The organism is Chryseobacterium joostei, assembly GCF_003815775.1.
In the GTDB taxonomy this organism is placed as follows: Bacteria; Bacteroidota; Bacteroidia; order Flavobacteriales; family Weeksellaceae; genus Chryseobacterium; species Chryseobacterium joostei.
On sequence record NZ_CP033926.1, the window covers coordinates 56,085 to 72,171 of the forward strand.

Here is a 16,087-nt window from a genome sequence, read left to right on the forward strand (position 1 = left end):
TTCCATAACGATAAAACGGGCTTTAGCCCGTTTTTTTATTATCAACTATTCATGAGTTATAGGTCATAAATATTAACACAATAATATCTCCCGCAGATTATTCAGATTACGCAGATGTTTATAGGGAATTAAATCTGCTCCATCTGAATAATCCGCGAGAAACAAGATCGTTATTCCTTGATGAATTTTTCGTACAAAGTCTTATCCCTTGTCTGAATTTTCAGATAATAGGTGCCTTTTGCAAAATCTTCCACCTTTACAGATTTTTGATTGTCAACCTTTCTGATGAGCCTTCCCAAATTATCATAGAGTTCCAAAGATTTCACTTCAAATTCTGATGCAATATTCAGAATGTTTTTAACAGGATTGGGAAATATGGCGAATTTTTCCTTTTTTACAATTTCAGAAGTATTTAAGACGATATTGAACAGGCTTCCGAAATTGAGGATACCATATCCCATTTGATCAGTATGATTAGGAAAAAGAGAAGCCGTTTGCTTTAATTTTGTTCGTATCAATTCCCTGTTCATATTGGGAAAGGCCTGAATAAAACATGCTACACCTCCTGCAGCGATTGGAGTGGCAATGGAAGTTCCGTTGGTCGTAAAAGGCAGATCACCTATAACCGTTGCGGTCGCTGTTCCTTGTGCACTCCCGTCAGGTTTTACAATATTAAGCGAATTGGGACCAAAGGATGAAAATACAGAAGAATTTCCTGATGAATCCACTGCCCCGATAGAGAATACCTTGGCATTGTCTGCCGGAGTCAAAAGATAATGCCATGGCTTATCTCCTGAATTTCCTGTGGCTGCAAGAACAAAAATTCCTTTTTCTGCAGCTATTTGTGCACCACGGGCGACAAATGAAGTAGTTCCGTTCATGTCAGCATAAGTATAACTGTACTGAGGATTATCAAAAACATTGTATCCCAAAGATGTGGTAATGATCTCAACTCCCTTTCTGTCTGCTTCTTCAGCTGCTTCAATCCAGTAGATTTCCTCTTCAGGGATCTCAACACTGGCGTCTTCGCTTCGGTACAAGTAAAAATCGGCATCAGGAGCAGATCCTACAAATACATTTTCCAAATAACCGCCAATAGCTCCCAAAACTACTGATCCGTGTATATTTAAAGACGTATCGTATATATTGTTGGTCTTGGTAACAAAGTCATAGCCGGCTTTTATTCTGTTATTGGTTCGCATTCTTAAAAAAGCATTTCCGGTATTTACCGTTGGAAAGCCATTATCGATAACAGCAATGGAAACCCCTGTTCCTGTATAACCTGCAAGATGAAGAGGCCTGATGTTTACCTGATCGATTTGATTTGTTCCGGAGCCATAATCAAAGGTGGTGAGATTTTTATTTGTATTTGTCTGATCTTTCCATTTATTAACGGAAACTTTGTTGCCTCCGGTTGAGTTATTTCGTATAAAACTTTCTACAGAGAGTACAAAAGGTTGTGCCTGCAAAACTGTTATTTGAGCAGGTGTTGCATTCACAGCAGCTCCATTGAGCCATTTAGAATAATCCGTCACCGTGAATCCCAGGTTTTGAAGGTTTTGAATGTAAGATGGCTCTACGGGAGCGTCCTGGTCATTAAGCGATATTCCTAAGGCAATACGTCTGTTAAGTGATTTTTGCGAAAGCTCTGAAAGCGGATTGGCAAAGAATACAGCTTTGTTGGGCTTGTCCTTAAAATATACGAACACAAGCTGCGTTTGTGCAGATACATAAGCACAGCCTGTGAGGAAACAAAAGAGTAAAATTTTTTTCATAAAATTATTTTGTATAAAGATAAAAACAAAAACCAATAAAATTTTTGATAGGATTTTAAAATCCTTATTTTTACAGAAATATTTATTTATGAAAAAAATTCAGATGGTTGACTTGCAAAGTCAGTATTACAAAATAAAGAATGATGTAGACAATGCAGTTTTAAATGTAATGGATTCTGCGGCATTTATCAACGGTCCTGAAGTAAAGTCTTTCCAGAATGAATTGGAGTCTTATTTAGAAGTAAAGCACGTAATTCCGTGTGCTAATGGAACTGATGCATTACAGATTGCCCTTATGGCATTGGATCTGAAAGAAGGAGATGAGGTTATTACTGCTGATTTTACCTTTGCTGCAACAGTAGAAGTAATCCATTTGCTTAAATTAAAATCTGTTTTGGTAGATGTAGATTATGATACATTTACAATCTCAACAGATGATTTAAGAAAAGCAATTACTCCAAAAACAAAGGCGATTATTCCTGTACATTTGTTCGGACAATGTGCGAACATGGAAGAAATCCTTAAAATTGCTGAAGAGCACAATTTATATGTAATTGAAGACAATGCACAGGCAATAGGTGCAGAATATACATTTTCTGACGGAACGGTAAAGTATGCCGGAACAATGTCTACTGTGGGAACAACATCTTTCTTCCCATCAAAAAACCTGGGATGCTATGGTGATGGTGGTGCTATTTTTACCAATAATGACGAATTGGCTCACCGTTTAAGAGGAATCGTAAACCACGGAATGTACGAAAGATATTACCATGATGAAGTAGGAGTGAACTCCCGTTTGGATAGTATTCAGGCAGCGGTTTTAAGAAAAAAACTTCCTCACCTGGATTCTTACAATGAGGCAAGAAGAAGGGCAGCAGATTACTACGATGAAGCATTTGCCGGTCATCCAAATATACTTACTCCAAAAAGATCTGAGAGTTCTACCCACGTATTCCACCAGTATACCTTAAGAATCCTGAACGGAAAACGTAATGAACTTCAGAAATTCCTTACAGAAAAGGAAATTCCTGCAATGATTTACTATCCAGTGGCCCTAAGAAAGCAGAAAGCTTACTTCCAGGAAAGTAATGATGCAGATTTTGTGAATACAGACAAACTTCTGGATCAGGTAGTTTCTCTGCCAATGCATACAGAATTAGACGAAGAGCAGTTGAAGTATATTACAGACGCAGTGCTTGAGTTTATGAAATAATGAAAAGAAAGATATTTAAACATAGGCTGGTTTATTACTTAGCTGTAATTACCAGCCTATTGCTTTTTATAATATCTGCATTTTCAATTTTGAAATTATTTGATAATTTCAGCATATTTAAGACATTAGTTATCTGTATTTCACTTGTCATTAATGCATTTGCATTCATCAATTTGATTGAAAAATATGATAAAGCTGTTTTGTTTCTAAACCTTAGTTTATCTTTATCCATAATTGTTTTAGGGTATCCTTTACTCTTAGGATTTTTAAATGGGTATTATGTTTTAGAACATTTTGGTTTTAAACTTTTAGTTTCATTCATATTAATTTTGATTATTGTCAATGTATTTAAAGTAAAAGAGTATAAGGTAGTTAACGAAATAGAAAACATAGGAAAACACGAAGATTAAAAAATAAAAATGGCAATACTTGTTACAGGAGGACTTGGATACATCGGTTCTCACACAGTAGTGGAACTTCTTAATAACGGCTTTGAAGTGGTTATTGTAGATGATTTATCCAATTCAGAGAGGTTTATTTTAAAAAATATTGAGGAAATTGCAGGTAAAAAGCCGGTTTTTTATCCCTTTGATCTAAAGCGAAAAGAACTGCTTAATCAGGTTTTTGATGCACACCAAATTGATGGCTGTATTAATTTTGCTGCTTTCAAAGCAGTGGGAGAGAGCCAGATAAAGCCTGTAGATTACTATGAAAACAATATGTTTTCCCTTATCAATATTTTGCAGGAGTTTAAAGAAAGAGGGATTTCCAATTTTATTTTCAGTTCATCATGCACCGTTTATGGACAAGCTGATGTGATGCCAATTGACGAAAATACTCCTTTAAAAATGCCTGAAAGTGTCTATGGAAAGACCAAGCAAATGGGAGAAGAGATCCTTATTGATTTTGCAAAGGCATACAACCGAAAAATTTCGTTATTAAGATATTTTAATCCCATTGGAGCGCATCCATCTGCAAAACTTGGAGAATTGCCAATAGGAATTCCTAATAATTTGGTTCCTTACGTAATGCAGACTGCTGCAGGAATACGTGAAAAGTTGAGTATTTGGGGTGATGATTATCCCACAGTAGACGGAACCGCTGTTCGTGATTATATTTATGTTGTTGATCTGGCAAAAGCCCATGTTGCTGCTTTGAAAAAACTTATTAACGATCAGTCTGAGGAAGCGTTGATTGATACTTACAATCTGGGAACAGGAAAAGGCTCATCTGTTTTGGAAGTAGTCAAAGCTTTTGAAACAGCAAATAATGTAGAGGTGCCTTATCAGATCTGTGCAAGAAGAGAAGGGGATATTACCATTGCTTATGCTAATCCAGAAAAAGCTGAAAATGAACTTGGGTGGAAAGCTGAAACCTCACTTGAAGAGTCATTGAAAACAACCTGGGAATGGCAAAAGTATCTGAACTCTAGAAACTCATAAAAAATATTAATCATGGCTTGGAATCCTGAAGTATACGACCAGTTTAAAGAAGAGCGATCAGCTCCATTTTTTGATTTATTAAACCTTGTTGAATCAAGGACAGGAATCTCTGTTATAGATCTGGGATGTGGAACCGGAGAGCTCACTTCTAAGCTCTTAGATTATTTAGAAGATTCCAAGGTTTTAGGGATAGATTCTTCAGAAGAAATGCTTGAAAAGGCAGCCCAGTTCAAAACAAGCAGGCTGATCTTTGAAAAAAGAAGTATAGAAGAGCAGCTTCATTTGGGAGATACCTATGATTTGATTATTTCAAATGCAGCAATCCAATGGTGTAATAATCATAAAGAACTTTTTCCAAGAATAATCAGTAAAGTTAATAAAGGAGGCCAATTAGCAGTACAAATACCATCCAATCATGAATATGTTGTACATCAACTGTTAAGAAAAATAGCGGGTACAGAGCCTTATAAAACAGCTTATCATTCATGGGAAAGAGAGTCTCCTGTTTTGAAGATAGAATACTATGCTAAAATATTATTTGACAATAAAGGAAGAGAAATTACCGTTTATGAGAAAGTATTTCCTCATGTTCTTGAAAATGCCGAAGCAGTATTTACTTGGGCTTCAGGAACAGCAATGCTTCCTTATATAGAACGACTTCCTGATGATTTGAAAGAACAATTTAAAAAAGACTATAAACAAGAATTACAAAACATCTTCCCTGATTCACCTGTCTTTTATCCATTTAAAAGAACATTTATTTCAGCGAAGTTTTAACCAAATTTAATATGAAGACACAAAGAATAGGTATTACATTTTCCTCATTCGACCTACTGCATGCAGGACATATCAAGATGCTTGAAGAAGCTAAAACAGTGTGCGATTACTTAATTGTTGGGCTACAAATTGATCCTTCTCATGACCGTCCCAACAAAAACAAGCCAAGCCAGACTATCGTTGAACGATACATTCAGCTGAAAGCGGTAAATGCTGTGGATGAAATCATTCCTTACTATACAGAAGAAGATCTTTTGGATATTTTAAAATCTTTTGTAATTGATGTAAGAATTATTGGTGATGATTATATGGACAGAGATTTTACAGGTAAGCAATACTGTGAAGAAAAGGGAATTGAGATTTTTTATAATAAAAGAGATCATCGCTTTTCTACCAGTGACTTAAGAAAAAGAATCTATGAAGCTGAAAAAGAAAAAGCATCCCAGAAAGAACCCGTAAAATAAACGAATAAAAAAATCCCGAAATTAATTTTCGGGATTTTTTACTTTATTAGATTGGACCACCTTGTTGATCGTCGCCTGTTTCATTGGAGTTAATATCCTTTTTCTTCTTAGGTTGCTCTACTTTCTCACCTTGTTTAAATCTGTAGGTTAAGGCAATAGAGAACTGTCTTGGCTGCCATTGCATATAGCTGCTGCGTGTATAATCATTGCTGTAGTTAGTCACCTCCATACCTCTTGTATTAAAGATATCCTGTATGTTGAATGAAAGTGTTCCATCACCTTTCCAGATCGTTTTAGATGCTCCAAAGTTGATGGCATACATATCTTTTCTGTCTTGGCTGGCTGTTTTTTGTCCTCCTCTATAGAATCCTTGCAACTGTACACTTAATGTTTTATCAAGCTTAAAGGTTGTATTAAGACGTAGTCTTGTAGAAAAACCACTTCCTGTAAAATCTAATGAACGCACCTGAGTCAATCCGTCTACATCTATTGTTTTATAAGTTGCAATTCCGGAAGTTTTGTATCCGAATAAATCTACACTACCCATGATTTTGAACCATGCAAAAGGATCGTATGTAAAGTTTAAATCCAAACCATAACGGTCGTCATTACCCAGGTTTTCAGGTTTTGTGTAGAATACTTTCTGTCTTTCATCAGGTCTGTACACCAACATTTTTGTATCATCAGTTGCATGTCTGTAATATAAAGTAGGGTTGATGGTAAACTTCTTCTTAGTGATATTATAACCTACTTCATAAGAATCTACATAAGATGGATTCAGATCAATATTCCCCTCAAAAATATTCTGATTATTCGTGTAATTAGGGAAAGGAACCATGAAGAATGATCTAGGTCTGTCTATTCTACGAGAGTAGTTTACCAAGATCTGATTATTCTTAGAGATGTCATAACTTAAGAATACACTTGGAAACAAGTTGTTGTAATTCTTAGTTTTATTTAATGGTTCCTTATCAGGGTTTTGGCTAATATAATTGATCTTAACGTTTGAAATTTCGTCTCTTAATCCCAACTGATAACCAAAGTTTCCTATTTTACTTCTAAACTGAAGATAGAATGCATTAAACATTTCCTTATAATCCGTATTGTTATTATAGTTCGGAATAAGAGGATTATTAGAAGTGCTGCTTACAAAATTATCATAAGTATTATCATTGATATCCAATCTGTAACCTGCTTCAATTTTGGAATTTTCTCCTACCGGTAACTCATAATCAGCTTTTCCAATTACAGTTTTGCTTACAGAATGTCTTCTGGTAATATCTTGTACAGAGGGTATATTGTCAACACTTTCCAGAATGTCAGCATTATTATTACTTCTGTTTCTTTGTAAACTTAAGGATAAGGATAAATTTTGTCCGTTATCATCAAACTTATGATCTAAGCCTAAATCCCCTTGAAATGCCAGATTGTTAAAAACACTTTTAGAATCTCTTAGCGTGTAAGGGTTCAATAATTTCCACGGCTCTGACGTTGCTCCAGTGTATTTATAAAAGGAATCGTAGGTATTTACAAGCTCATTTCCATCTCCTTCAAATGTTCTTACCAATCCTGTTAAATTGACTGATGTTTTATCAGAAATGTCATACACAAAACCTGCGCTTACATTATAATTTTTATTATATGTTTTATTGACAGAGTTTTGATACTGGTGAACCGGGACATTAGGGACTTTTGCTATCTCTGCTGGTGTTGTTGGAATTGGATCTAGCGTTGGAAATTTAATATCATGGTAGGTTGTTTCAGAATTATTTTTCGTCTTGTTTTCTGTATATCCGCCGCCACCGTTCACAAACCATGTCCAGTTATTCTTTCTCCAGCTTAAATTGGCATTAAGGGCTGTTCTTGGAAAATATCCCAAAGTTCCAACTACACTACCATTAAAACCAATTTTCTTATTCTTTTTAAGAATGATATTCAAAATACCGGAAGTTCCGCTTGCTTCAAACTTTGAAGAAGGGTTGGTAATCACTTCAATTCTTTCGATCTGATCGGCAGGGATACTTTGCAGTGCATTGGCACCATCATCAATTCCCAAAAGAGAAGACGGCTTTCCATTAATCAAGAATTTTACATTCGTACTTCCTCTCATGGAAACTGTTCCGTCCGTATCTACCGAAACAGAAGGTACATTACTCAGAACATCCTGAAGGTTTCCTCCTTTGCTGACAATATCCTGTGATGGATCATAAGTTCTTTTGTCAAGTTCTACTTTGTAGGGCTTAGCTGCTGATGCAGTAATAACAACACCTTGTAATTCCTTCGTTTTTCCATCTAGAGTAGAAGTTGCCTCTGCTTCTATGGATAATGCTCCAATGTTGCCGGCTCCGGTAATATTTTTATTAACTACACTTTTTTTGTAATCAATAGCTTCTACGGTAATGTCATAAGCTCCGGGAGTAAGCTGTAATTGGTACTGTCCTTTTTCATCTGTAAGTACAGCATCACTTAATGCAGTGTTGGCTTTATTACTAAAAGTTACAGACGCATAGGGAACCGGTTGGTTCTTCTTGTTGACAATGATCCCTGAAACCCCTGCTTTTTCCTGTGCGAAAGCCATTGCTGCCGCCGAAAGTACTAAAGTAAGTCCTAGTGTTTTTCTTGTGAAAATATTGACAATTTCTGTCTTATTCTTCATAGGTTATTTTTTTGTATAAAATCGTGAAAGGATAACCCTTAATATTTTAAAAGTTTATATCGGTTTGATTTTTAAAATATTATGATTTATTTATTGTTTTTTAACTGTATAAATTTTAGATGCCTGCTTTGCCTATTTTATATTTTTTGAATTGAGCCAGTTTTGATAAGCTTTTGCATTTACAGCATGCTCTTCAGCACTTGCCGTAAACTTATGATAGCCGAATCTTGCAGGATCTGCACACATAAATATATAATTGTTGTTTTCTGCACTCAAAACAGCATCCACCGAATTCTTATCTACCACACAAATGGGTCCCGGAGGGATACCTGCATTGGCATATGTATTATAAGGAGATGGAGTAGACAAATGTTTATATAATACTCTTTTAATAGGTTCTTTAAAATTAGTCTGCTTATTAATTGCATAAATCACCGTAGGATCAGACTGAAGCTTCATGCCTTTTCTGTAACGGTTTAAATATAATCCTGCAATCGTTTTCATTTCATCTTTTTTTCCTCCGGATTCCTTATAAACAATGGAAGCAAGGGCATAAATTTGGTCCCTTGTTAACCCAGACTGCTGTTCTTTATTCTTTCTCTCACTTGTCCAGAAGTCATTGTACTGATCTTCAAATTTTGCGAAGAATTCTCTTGGGCTTACTGTCCAGAAGAAATTATAAGTATCAATGAAGAAATATTTTTTTAAATCTTCAACGCTTTTGTATCCTTTTTCCTGAGCAACTCCATCCAGATCATTCACAAAGTGTAAAGAATCCAGTTCTGTTTTTTTGGTAACCTTGCCAATCATTTGGTACATATCTCCAAAATCTCCGATTCTGAAAGAATTTGCAGATTGATTACCAGCCTTAATCATGTTTACCAGGTCCGTATTGCCTTTACCGCTTTCAATATGATAACGTCCGGCTTTAAAGCTTGTATTAAGACCTTTATCCTTGGCTACAGACTCAAAAGATTCGCGGTCTTTAATGTATGGAGCAATAGAGTCCAGGATCTGCTTAAATTCTGCCTTATGAGGGATCAAAATATAGCCGTCCTTTTTTACATTGTTTCCAAAGTATTTATTATAAAATCTCAAACCAAAAAATCCTGCGACTACAAAAACCAGCAGAATGATAATGAGAATAGCTTTTTTCATTCTTAAATAATGTTGATTAAAAGTTTTTTGATTTTAAAGAATATCTACTTTTCCTTTAAAAACTTGCTTTGCGGGTCCTTCCAGCCAAATGTTACAGAAAGAATCTCCACTTTTTTCAGCATATACCTTAAGATTTCCTCCCAGGGTTTTAACTTTTACAGAAGTTAGATTGTCTTTTTGAAGAAAAGTTAAAGCCGAAGCTGTAACTCCTGTGCCGCAGCTATAAGTTTCGTCCTCAACGCCTCGTTCATAGGTTCTTACAAAAATTTCATTATCGGAAATTTTTTCAATAAAGTTGACATTGATTCCTTTTTCCTTATAATTTTCTGAATTTCTGATACCGTGACCTTCTGTATAAACGTCATAGTCTTTCAGATTTTCTACATATTTTACATAATGAGGAGAGCCTGTATTAAGAACAGAATCGTTTCCGTCATGTGAAATGGTGTTTACATCAATCATTTTTAGTTTAATGATCCCGTTATGAATTTCAGCATCATGTTCACCGTCTATTGCGATGAACTTACATTTGTCTTCAAAAACGTCTAGAAAAAATGCGAAGGCGACAAGACATCTTCCTCCGTTTCCGCACATGGTACTTTCACCACCGTCAGAATTATAGTAAACCATTTTAAAATCATAATCAGGATCATTCTCCAAAAGGATAAGCCCATCAGAACCTATTCCGAAGCGTCTGTCACATAATTTTTCAATGATATTTTTGTCTTTTGGAAACTGTAGATCACGGTTGTCTACCATTACAAAATCATTCCCAGTTCCCTGATATTTATAAAATTCCATATATTTTTGTCTAAATTGAAGAGACAAAATTAATATATTTTAAATGAAAAACGAACAGTGTTAACTGTTCGTTTCCTTATTTATAATCGTTTTATCTAAAGCCTCCGCTGCTGCTGTTCTGTCTGGTTGAAGTGCCAGAACTGCTACTTTGGGTGCCAGAGCTGTTTCTAAATCCACCGCTATTTGAAGATTCTGATCGGCTGGAGCTATTGCTAGTGCTTTCAGCATTTCTAAATCCATTGTTTTGGCTTCTGAATCCACCACTGCTTTGGTTGTTTTGGGTTCCCTGAGAACTGCTACTGCTCTGATTTCTGAATCCGCTACTGCTTTGGTTTCCTTGGTTACCACTACTTTGGTTTCTGAATCCGCTATTGTTATTACTTCCGCTGTTGGAGTTTCTATTGGAGCTGCCATTATTATAGTAGCCACCATTGTTATATGAACCTCCATTATTTCGGAATCCGTTGTTTGGTCTTTGTGAAGTTACCGTAGTTCTTCTTTCTACGTATACTTTTCTTCTGGAGTTATTGTAATTATCATAATAGTAAGGAATACCATTATCATAATAATAATTAATGTTATTTCTATAATAATAGCCGTCATTACCATAGTATCCTCCATTTCCATAATACCCAGAAGGAGCATAGTAATATCCATTATTGTAGTATGGGTCTCCATAACCACCATTGCTGCCATATCCGTCTGTATATGCTAAACAAGATGTTAAACTGGTAATAGCAAAAATACTGACTGCTATTTTAAATAAATTTTTCATGACTTTATTGTACTTTTTTTTCTTTAAAACTTTTTTTCCAACTAAGGTATCCTAAGATAGCCATTATAGTAAATACCAAATATTGAACCGAAGTGATACCAAGACCCTTAAAAATCATCATTGGCATGCAAATAAAATCTCCAATAATCCAGAAAATCCAGTTCTCAATGCGCTGTTTGGCCATAAACCACATTCCTACTAAAAATATTGAAGTGGTAAAAATATCCATCCAATTAGCCCAATCCAAATGATATAATCCAAGACTTGTACTTTCCATGGAAAACTTATTATCAATATAAGGCTTATAATAATAGATAGCGGTAACCAGTACAAGACTAAGGATAAAAAGTATGACGGCATAGAGCCATTCTTTTTTCGTAGCCCAGGTAACTTCCACATGAACATGATCTTCAGAATTTTTTGCCCATAAAATCCAACCATACACACTCATCACAGAATAATACACATTGATAAGGCAGTCTCCCAATAAGCCAAAGTTGAAAAGAATATATACATAGATCAGTGTAGAGATGATGCCGGTGGGGTAAACCCATATATTTTTTTTAATGGAAAAATATACGCTCAGAGTTCCGAAAATAGCACCCGATGCTTCAAGCATGATTTGTAGAAAATCATAGCTTTCATAAGGCTTTACAAAAAGATCATATAAATTCATGCGATCAAAAATAAGCAAAAAAATGGACTTTTTAAAATGAATTAAATAATGTGTTGCTTAGGTTTTGGAGGCTTTAATGTAAAATAAATGATGAAAGTTTAACGATAAACGTGGGAGTTCCTAAATTTTTTATATTTTCGTAAATCCTTAATAAATAAAAAAACATGTCGAAAATTTGGGTTAAGAAACCACTAAGTGCCTATGAGGCAGATATGAAGAAAAGTGAGCTGAAAAAAGTCCTTGGAAAATGGAGTTTAACAGCAATTGGAGTAGGTGCTATCATTGGAGGTGGAATCTTTGTTCTTACGGGAACGGGAGCCTATTACCACGCAGGACCAGCGCTTGCAATCTCCTTTATTATAGCAGGTATTGCCTGTGTTTTTGCAGCATTGTGCTATGCAGAGTTTGCCTCCATCATTCCTGTTGAAGGTTCAGCTTATGCCTATGCTTATGGAACAGTAGGAGAAATTTTTGCATGGGCCATGGGGTGGTGTCTCATCCTGGAGTATGCTATGGCCAGTATGGCTGTTTCTGTGAGTTGGTCCGGATATTTTACCAAATTTTTGAAGATCTTTGGCGTTCATCTACCAGGATATCTTACCTCGGATCCGTCAAGTTATACAGGTGATGGATTTTCTATGAACTTACCTGCTTTCATCCTTGTTTTATTGATTACTGCATTGTTGGTAAAAGGGACAAAGGAAGCAGCAGGAGCAAATAACTTAATCGTTTTGATGAAGACTTCCGCGGTTATTTTTGTAATTATTGCCGGAGTTTATATTATTTTTTCCAATACTGATCTTTATAACGCTGTTGATGGTGTTAAAAACTGGAAGCCTTTTATTCCTGATCAGGTAAACATTAGAAATTCTGAAGGAGATATGGTTTCTGCCTATGGCATTAAAGGGATTATTTCCGGAGCCGCCGCTATCTTCTTTGCTTATATTGGTTTCGATGCTGTTTCTACACAAGCAGGTGAAGCTATTAATCCTAAGAAAGATGTTCCTTTTGCTATTATTGTTTCATTGTTAGTTTGTACAGCATTATACATCTGTGTATCTCTTGTATTGACAGGAATGATGCACTATACAGACTTTAATCCGGAAGGGAAATATCCTGATGCAATTAAAGCTCCTGTGGCTTATGCTTTTGAAATAGCAGGAAAGCACTGGGCAAGTAATGTAGTAACAATTGCTGCCACCGTAGGATTGATTTCTGTAGTAATGGTAATGATGATGGGACAGTCCAGAATCTTTATCGGAATGGCAAAAGATGGTTTGATTCCTAGGTTCTTCGGAGAACTTCACCCAAAAACAAGAACTCCTTACAAAGGAATTATCCTTTTAGGTGTGGTAGTAGCATTTATTGCTGCATTTACACCAATTTCTACATTGGCAGATATGACAAGTTTCGGAACTCTGTTTGCATTTACACTGGTTTGTATTGCAGTTTGGGTAATGAGAAAGAAAGAACCTAATTTGATCAGACCTTTCAAAGTTCCTGCTTACAAAATTGTTGTAGCATTAGGTGTATTTATTAATGTGTATTTAATATTTAACCTAAGTGCTCACGCATTGGAACTTTCTGCTGTATGGCTTTTCCTAGGAGGTCTAGTATATTTCCTTTATGGAAAATCAAACAGTAAACTTAACAATCCTGAAAAATACAAGGAAATAGATTAATATTAATATAAACCGCTTCGGCGGTTTTTTTGTTGAATATATAGTATGAAAAATATTTTGTCCATTGTATTCCTATCCGTAGGAATGACTGCATTTTCTCAACAGGTAGAAAATATAGAAACAATTCTTAATGATAAAATAAGCATCAGGGCACTTGAGGTTGATGACAGCAAGATTTGGTATAGCGGTACAGATTCCAAGTTTGGATTTGTAGATCTTAAGGATTATAAAAATCAAAAACAGATCAGGCTTTCTGAAGAAAAACTTCAGTTCAGAACGCTGGCACAGGATAAAAATTCCTTTTATGCCATCAATATTGAAAGTCCGGGACGTTTCTTTAAGATTGATAAAAAAGATTTAAAGTCACAGATTGTTTTCACAGATACTACAAAAACGGCATTCTATGATGCTTTACATTTTGTAAATGATAAACTAGCCTATACATTCAGTGATGCAGACAAGGATCATTTGTTGAAATTAGCGGTGTATAGAGATGGAAGATGGGGAATGTTTAAAAACGATGTGTTATTAAACGATGGTGAAGCAGCCTTTGCAGCGAGCAATACCAATATATCTTCTACCAAAAAATATATGTGGATAGCAACAGGAGGGAAAGCTTCGAGAATTCTGAGGTTGAATCTAAAAACTGAAAAACTGGAGATTTTCAAAACCCCTTTCATTCAGGGGGAATCTTCACAGGGAATGTATTCCATTGATTTCAATGATGACCAATTCGGAATTGCAGTAGGTGGCGATTATACAAAGCAGGATGCTAATATCAATAATATTGCGACAACTAATGATGGCGGAGAAACCTGGCAAATTCAGGCTTCAGGACACAATGCAGGATATATGACTTGTGTGAAAATAAAACCCGGCTCAAAAGGAAAAGAGATTATAGCGGTAGGTGATCAGCATATCAGCTATTCTTCAGATTTTGGAAAGACTTGGAAGAAAATTTCCGATGAAAAAGGCTTGTATGTTTGCCAGTGGATTGATGGAAATAGAGTAGTTCTTGCGGGGAAAGATAGAGTTGTGATGCTGAAGTTGAAATAGAAGATTTGAAGAAATACGTAAGATCAATAAAATAAATAGAATTTATCATTATCTCTGTAATAGGTTTAAACAGTGTATTTAGACTCATTCTAAACTATAACCTAATATAATTCATAGGCAAAAATTCATAACTAATGGTTAATTTTGTAGGATGGAATTTTAATGATGTTAAACTTCCTCACCTTATAAAATTTTATTTTTCAAAATGAATTCTTTAATAGATAAGTATAATATTCCCGGACCGCGTTACACTTCTTATCCTACCGTTCCGTATTGGGATGAATCTACATTTTCACCAGAAGGATGGAAGGAGAGCGTAATCAGGTCTTTTCATGAAAGCAATGCAGAGGAGGGAATTTCTATTTATATCCATTTGCCTTTCTGCGAGGCGTTGTGTACATTCTGTGCATGCCATAAGCGTATAACAAAACAACACAGTGTTGAAGTTCCTTATTTGGAAAGCGTGTTAAAGGAATGGAAGCTTTATCTTGAGCTTTTTAATGAAAGACCAAAGCTGAAAGAATTGCATTTGGGAGGAGGTACACCAACATTTTTCTCTCCGGAAAACTTAAAAACACTTCTGGAAGGAATTTTTGCAACCGTAGATATTGCAGAACATCCTGAGTTCTCATTTGAGGGACACCCTAATAATACAACGAGAGACCATCTTCGGACTTTATATGACTTGGGCTTCAGAAGAGTAAGCTTTGGAGTACAGGATTATGATCCTAAAGTACAAAAGGCAATCAACAGAATTCAGCCTTTTGAAAACGTGAAAAACGTAACAGAGTGGGCTAAGGAAATTGGTTACAGGGGGATTAGTCATGATTTGGTTTTTGGACTTCCACACCAATCTTGGGAAGCAATGGAACATACCATTAGAAAGACAATGGAATTGAAGCCGGATAGACTGGCATTTTATTCCTATGCACACGTTCCATGGGTAAAAGGTGTTGGGCAGAGAGGATTTGATGAAAATGACCTGCCGAGTGGTGAAGAAAAACGCCGCTTGTACGAAGATGGGAAAAAATTACTTCAGGATCTTGGATATATTGAAGTTGGGATGGACCACTTTTCTCTGGAACATGATGATTTGTACCAGTCTCTGATTCATAAAAAACTTCACAGAAACTTTATGGGCTACACTTCAAGCAATACCCAATTGATGGTAGGACTTGGAATGTCGGCTATTTCAGATTCCTGGTATGCGTTTGCTCAAAATGTAAAAACCGTGGAAGACTATCAAAAAATGGTGGAAGAGGGTGAAATCCCTGTGGTGAAAGGACATGTTCTGAATGAAGAAGATCTGATTGTAAGAAGACATATTCTGAATTTGATGTGTCAGCTGGAAACTACTTTTAGCACACATAATTCCTTTCCTGAATTGGAAAATGCACTGGATATGTTAAAAGAAATGGAAAATGACGGATTGGTTGAGATTAACGGCCATGAAGTTAAAATTACCGAAGCTGGTAGAGCATTCACCCGAAATGTAGCAATGGTATTTGACCTTAGAATGATGAGAAATAAGCCGGAAACGAGGATTTTCTCAATGACGATATAAAGAGAAAGCGGTTCAGTCTTGAACCGCTTTTTTATTTCACTTAAAATT

Annotated in this window: 14 protein-coding genes; 8 read left to right on the forward strand and 6 right to left on the reverse strand. The window is 35.7% G+C overall.

The features are described from left to right. Positions 1–170: 170 nt before the first annotated feature. Positions 171–1,775: a S8/S53 family peptidase gene (locus EG359_RS00230; RefSeq protein WP_076354217.1), complete on the reverse strand. Its 1,605-nt coding sequence runs from the start codon at positions 1,773–1,775 to the stop codon at positions 171–173. Between the two features lie 88 nt (positions 1,776–1,863). Here EG359_RS00230 and EG359_RS00235 point away from each other — a divergent pair, with 88 nt between their 5' ends. Genes EG359_RS00235 through EG359_RS00255 form a run of 5 tightly spaced genes read left to right on the forward strand, consistent with a single transcriptional unit; the run spans position 1,864 to position 5,671 of the window. Further along, positions 1,864–2,988 (forward strand): DegT/DnrJ/EryC1/StrS family aminotransferase, encoded by a 1,125-nt coding sequence (locus EG359_RS00235; protein WP_076354383.1) that lies wholly within the window; start codon positions 1,864–1,866, stop codon positions 2,986–2,988. Beyond that, positions 2,988–3,398 carry a hypothetical protein gene (locus EG359_RS00240; protein ID WP_076354219.1) on the forward strand — a complete coding sequence of 137 codons (411 nt, stop codon included), beginning with the start codon at positions 2,988–2,990 and terminating at the stop codon, positions 3,396–3,398. Before EG359_RS00235 ends, EG359_RS00240 begins: the two co-directional genes overlap by 1 nt. Before the next feature lie 9 nt (positions 3,399–3,407). Continuing rightward, complete coding sequence (galE, locus tag EG359_RS00245; protein WP_076354221.1) at positions 3,408–4,430, forward strand: UDP-glucose 4-epimerase GalE; 1,023 nt, start codon at positions 3,408–3,410, stop codon at positions 4,428–4,430. A gap of 12 nt (positions 4,431–4,442) precedes the next feature. Next, positions 4,443–5,207 carry a methyltransferase domain-containing protein gene (locus EG359_RS00250; protein ID WP_076354223.1) on the forward strand — a complete coding sequence of 255 codons (765 nt, stop codon included), beginning with the start codon at positions 4,443–4,445 and terminating at the stop codon, positions 5,205–5,207. 11 nt (positions 5,208–5,218) lie between these two features. Further along, entirely contained in the window at positions 5,219–5,671 is a 453-nt protein-coding gene (locus EG359_RS00255; RefSeq protein ID WP_076354225.1) for an adenylyltransferase/cytidyltransferase family protein, read from the forward strand. Positions 5,672–5,717: 46 nt separating this feature from the next. Here EG359_RS00255 and EG359_RS00260 read toward each other — a convergent pair whose 3' ends face one another. The 5 genes from EG359_RS00260 to pnuC form a co-directional block, all read right to left on the reverse strand. Beyond that, positions 5,718–8,327, reverse strand: a complete 2,610-nt coding sequence (locus EG359_RS00260; RefSeq protein ID WP_076354227.1) for a TonB-dependent receptor — start codon at positions 8,325–8,327, stop codon at positions 5,718–5,720. Between the two features lie 132 nt (positions 8,328–8,459). Then, complete coding sequence (gene mltG / locus EG359_RS00265; protein ID WP_076354229.1) at positions 8,460–9,485, reverse strand: endolytic transglycosylase MltG; 1,026 nt, start codon at positions 9,483–9,485, stop codon at positions 8,460–8,462. Positions 9,486–9,518: 33 nt separating this feature from the next. Next, positions 9,519–10,286: a diaminopimelate epimerase gene (dapF, locus tag EG359_RS00270; protein ID WP_076354231.1), complete on the reverse strand. Its 768-nt coding sequence runs from the start codon at positions 10,284–10,286 to the stop codon at positions 9,519–9,521. A gap of 91 nt (positions 10,287–10,377) precedes the next feature. After that, complete coding sequence (locus EG359_RS00275) at positions 10,378–11,061, reverse strand: hypothetical protein (protein ID WP_076354233.1); 684 nt, start codon at positions 11,059–11,061, stop codon at positions 10,378–10,380. Between the two features lie 4 nt (positions 11,062–11,065). Beyond that, on the reverse strand, positions 11,066–11,737 hold the full coding sequence (gene pnuC / locus EG359_RS00280; protein ID WP_076354235.1) for a nicotinamide riboside transporter PnuC: 672 nt from the start codon (positions 11,735–11,737) through the stop codon (positions 11,066–11,068). Positions 11,738–11,901: 164 nt separating this feature from the next. On the opposite strand from pnuC, the gene EG359_RS00285 reads away from it, so the two are divergent. The 3 genes from EG359_RS00285 to hemN all read left to right on the forward strand — a co-directional run bounded on the left by EG359_RS00285 (position 11,902) and on the right by hemN (position 16,039). Next, complete coding sequence (locus EG359_RS00285; protein WP_076354236.1) at positions 11,902–13,419, forward strand: amino acid permease; 1,518 nt, start codon at positions 11,902–11,904, stop codon at positions 13,417–13,419. A gap of 45 nt (positions 13,420–13,464) precedes the next feature. Continuing rightward, positions 13,465–14,475, forward strand: coding sequence for a WD40/YVTN/BNR-like repeat-containing protein (locus EG359_RS00290; RefSeq protein WP_076354237.1), 1,011 nt, complete (start codon positions 13,465–13,467; stop codon positions 14,473–14,475). Between the two features lie 205 nt (positions 14,476–14,680). Next, positions 14,681–16,039: an oxygen-independent coproporphyrinogen III oxidase gene (gene hemN / locus EG359_RS00295; RefSeq protein ID WP_076354238.1), complete on the forward strand. Its 1,359-nt coding sequence runs from the start codon at positions 14,681–14,683 to the stop codon at positions 16,037–16,039. Positions 16,040–16,087: the final 48 nt, after the last annotated feature.

Excerpts from the sequence above, each read along its gene's own strand:
- EG359_RS00230 (WP_076354217.1), bottom strand. The coding sequence starts at position 1,775 with ATGAAAAAAATTTTACTCTTTTGTTTCCTCACAGGCTGTGCTTATGTA.
- EG359_RS00235 (WP_076354383.1), top strand. The coding sequence starts at position 1,864 with ATGAAAAAAATTCAGATGGTTGACTTGCAAAGTCAGTATTACAAAATA.
- EG359_RS00240 (WP_076354219.1), top strand. The coding sequence starts at position 2,988 with ATGAAAAGAAAGATATTTAAACATAGGCTGGTTTATTACTTAGCTGTA.
- galE (WP_076354221.1), top strand. The coding sequence starts at position 3,408 with ATGGCAATACTTGTTACAGGAGGACTTGGATACATCGGTTCTCACACA.
- EG359_RS00250 (WP_076354223.1), top strand. The coding sequence starts at position 4,443 with ATGGCTTGGAATCCTGAAGTATACGACCAGTTTAAAGAAGAGCGATCA.
- EG359_RS00255 (WP_076354225.1), top strand. The coding sequence starts at position 5,219 with ATGAAGACACAAAGAATAGGTATTACATTTTCCTCATTCGACCTACTG.
- EG359_RS00260 (WP_076354227.1), bottom strand. The coding sequence starts at position 8,327 with ATGAAGAATAAGACAGAAATTGTCAATATTTTCACAAGAAAAACACTA.
- mltG (WP_076354229.1), bottom strand. The coding sequence starts at position 9,485 with ATGAAAAAAGCTATTCTCATTATCATTCTGCTGGTTTTTGTAGTCGCA.
- dapF (WP_076354231.1), bottom strand. The coding sequence starts at position 10,286 with ATGGAATTTTATAAATATCAGGGAACTGGGAATGATTTTGTAATGGTA.
- EG359_RS00275 (WP_076354233.1), bottom strand. The coding sequence starts at position 11,061 with ATGAAAAATTTATTTAAAATAGCAGTCAGTATTTTTGCTATTACCAGT.
- pnuC (WP_076354235.1), bottom strand. The coding sequence starts at position 11,737 with ATGAATTTATATGATCTTTTTGTAAAGCCTTATGAAAGCTATGATTTT.
- EG359_RS00285 (WP_076354236.1), top strand. The coding sequence starts at position 11,902 with ATGTCGAAAATTTGGGTTAAGAAACCACTAAGTGCCTATGAGGCAGAT.
- EG359_RS00290 (WP_076354237.1), top strand. The coding sequence starts at position 13,465 with ATGAAAAATATTTTGTCCATTGTATTCCTATCCGTAGGAATGACTGCA.
- hemN (WP_076354238.1), top strand. The coding sequence starts at position 14,681 with ATGAATTCTTTAATAGATAAGTATAATATTCCCGGACCGCGTTACACT.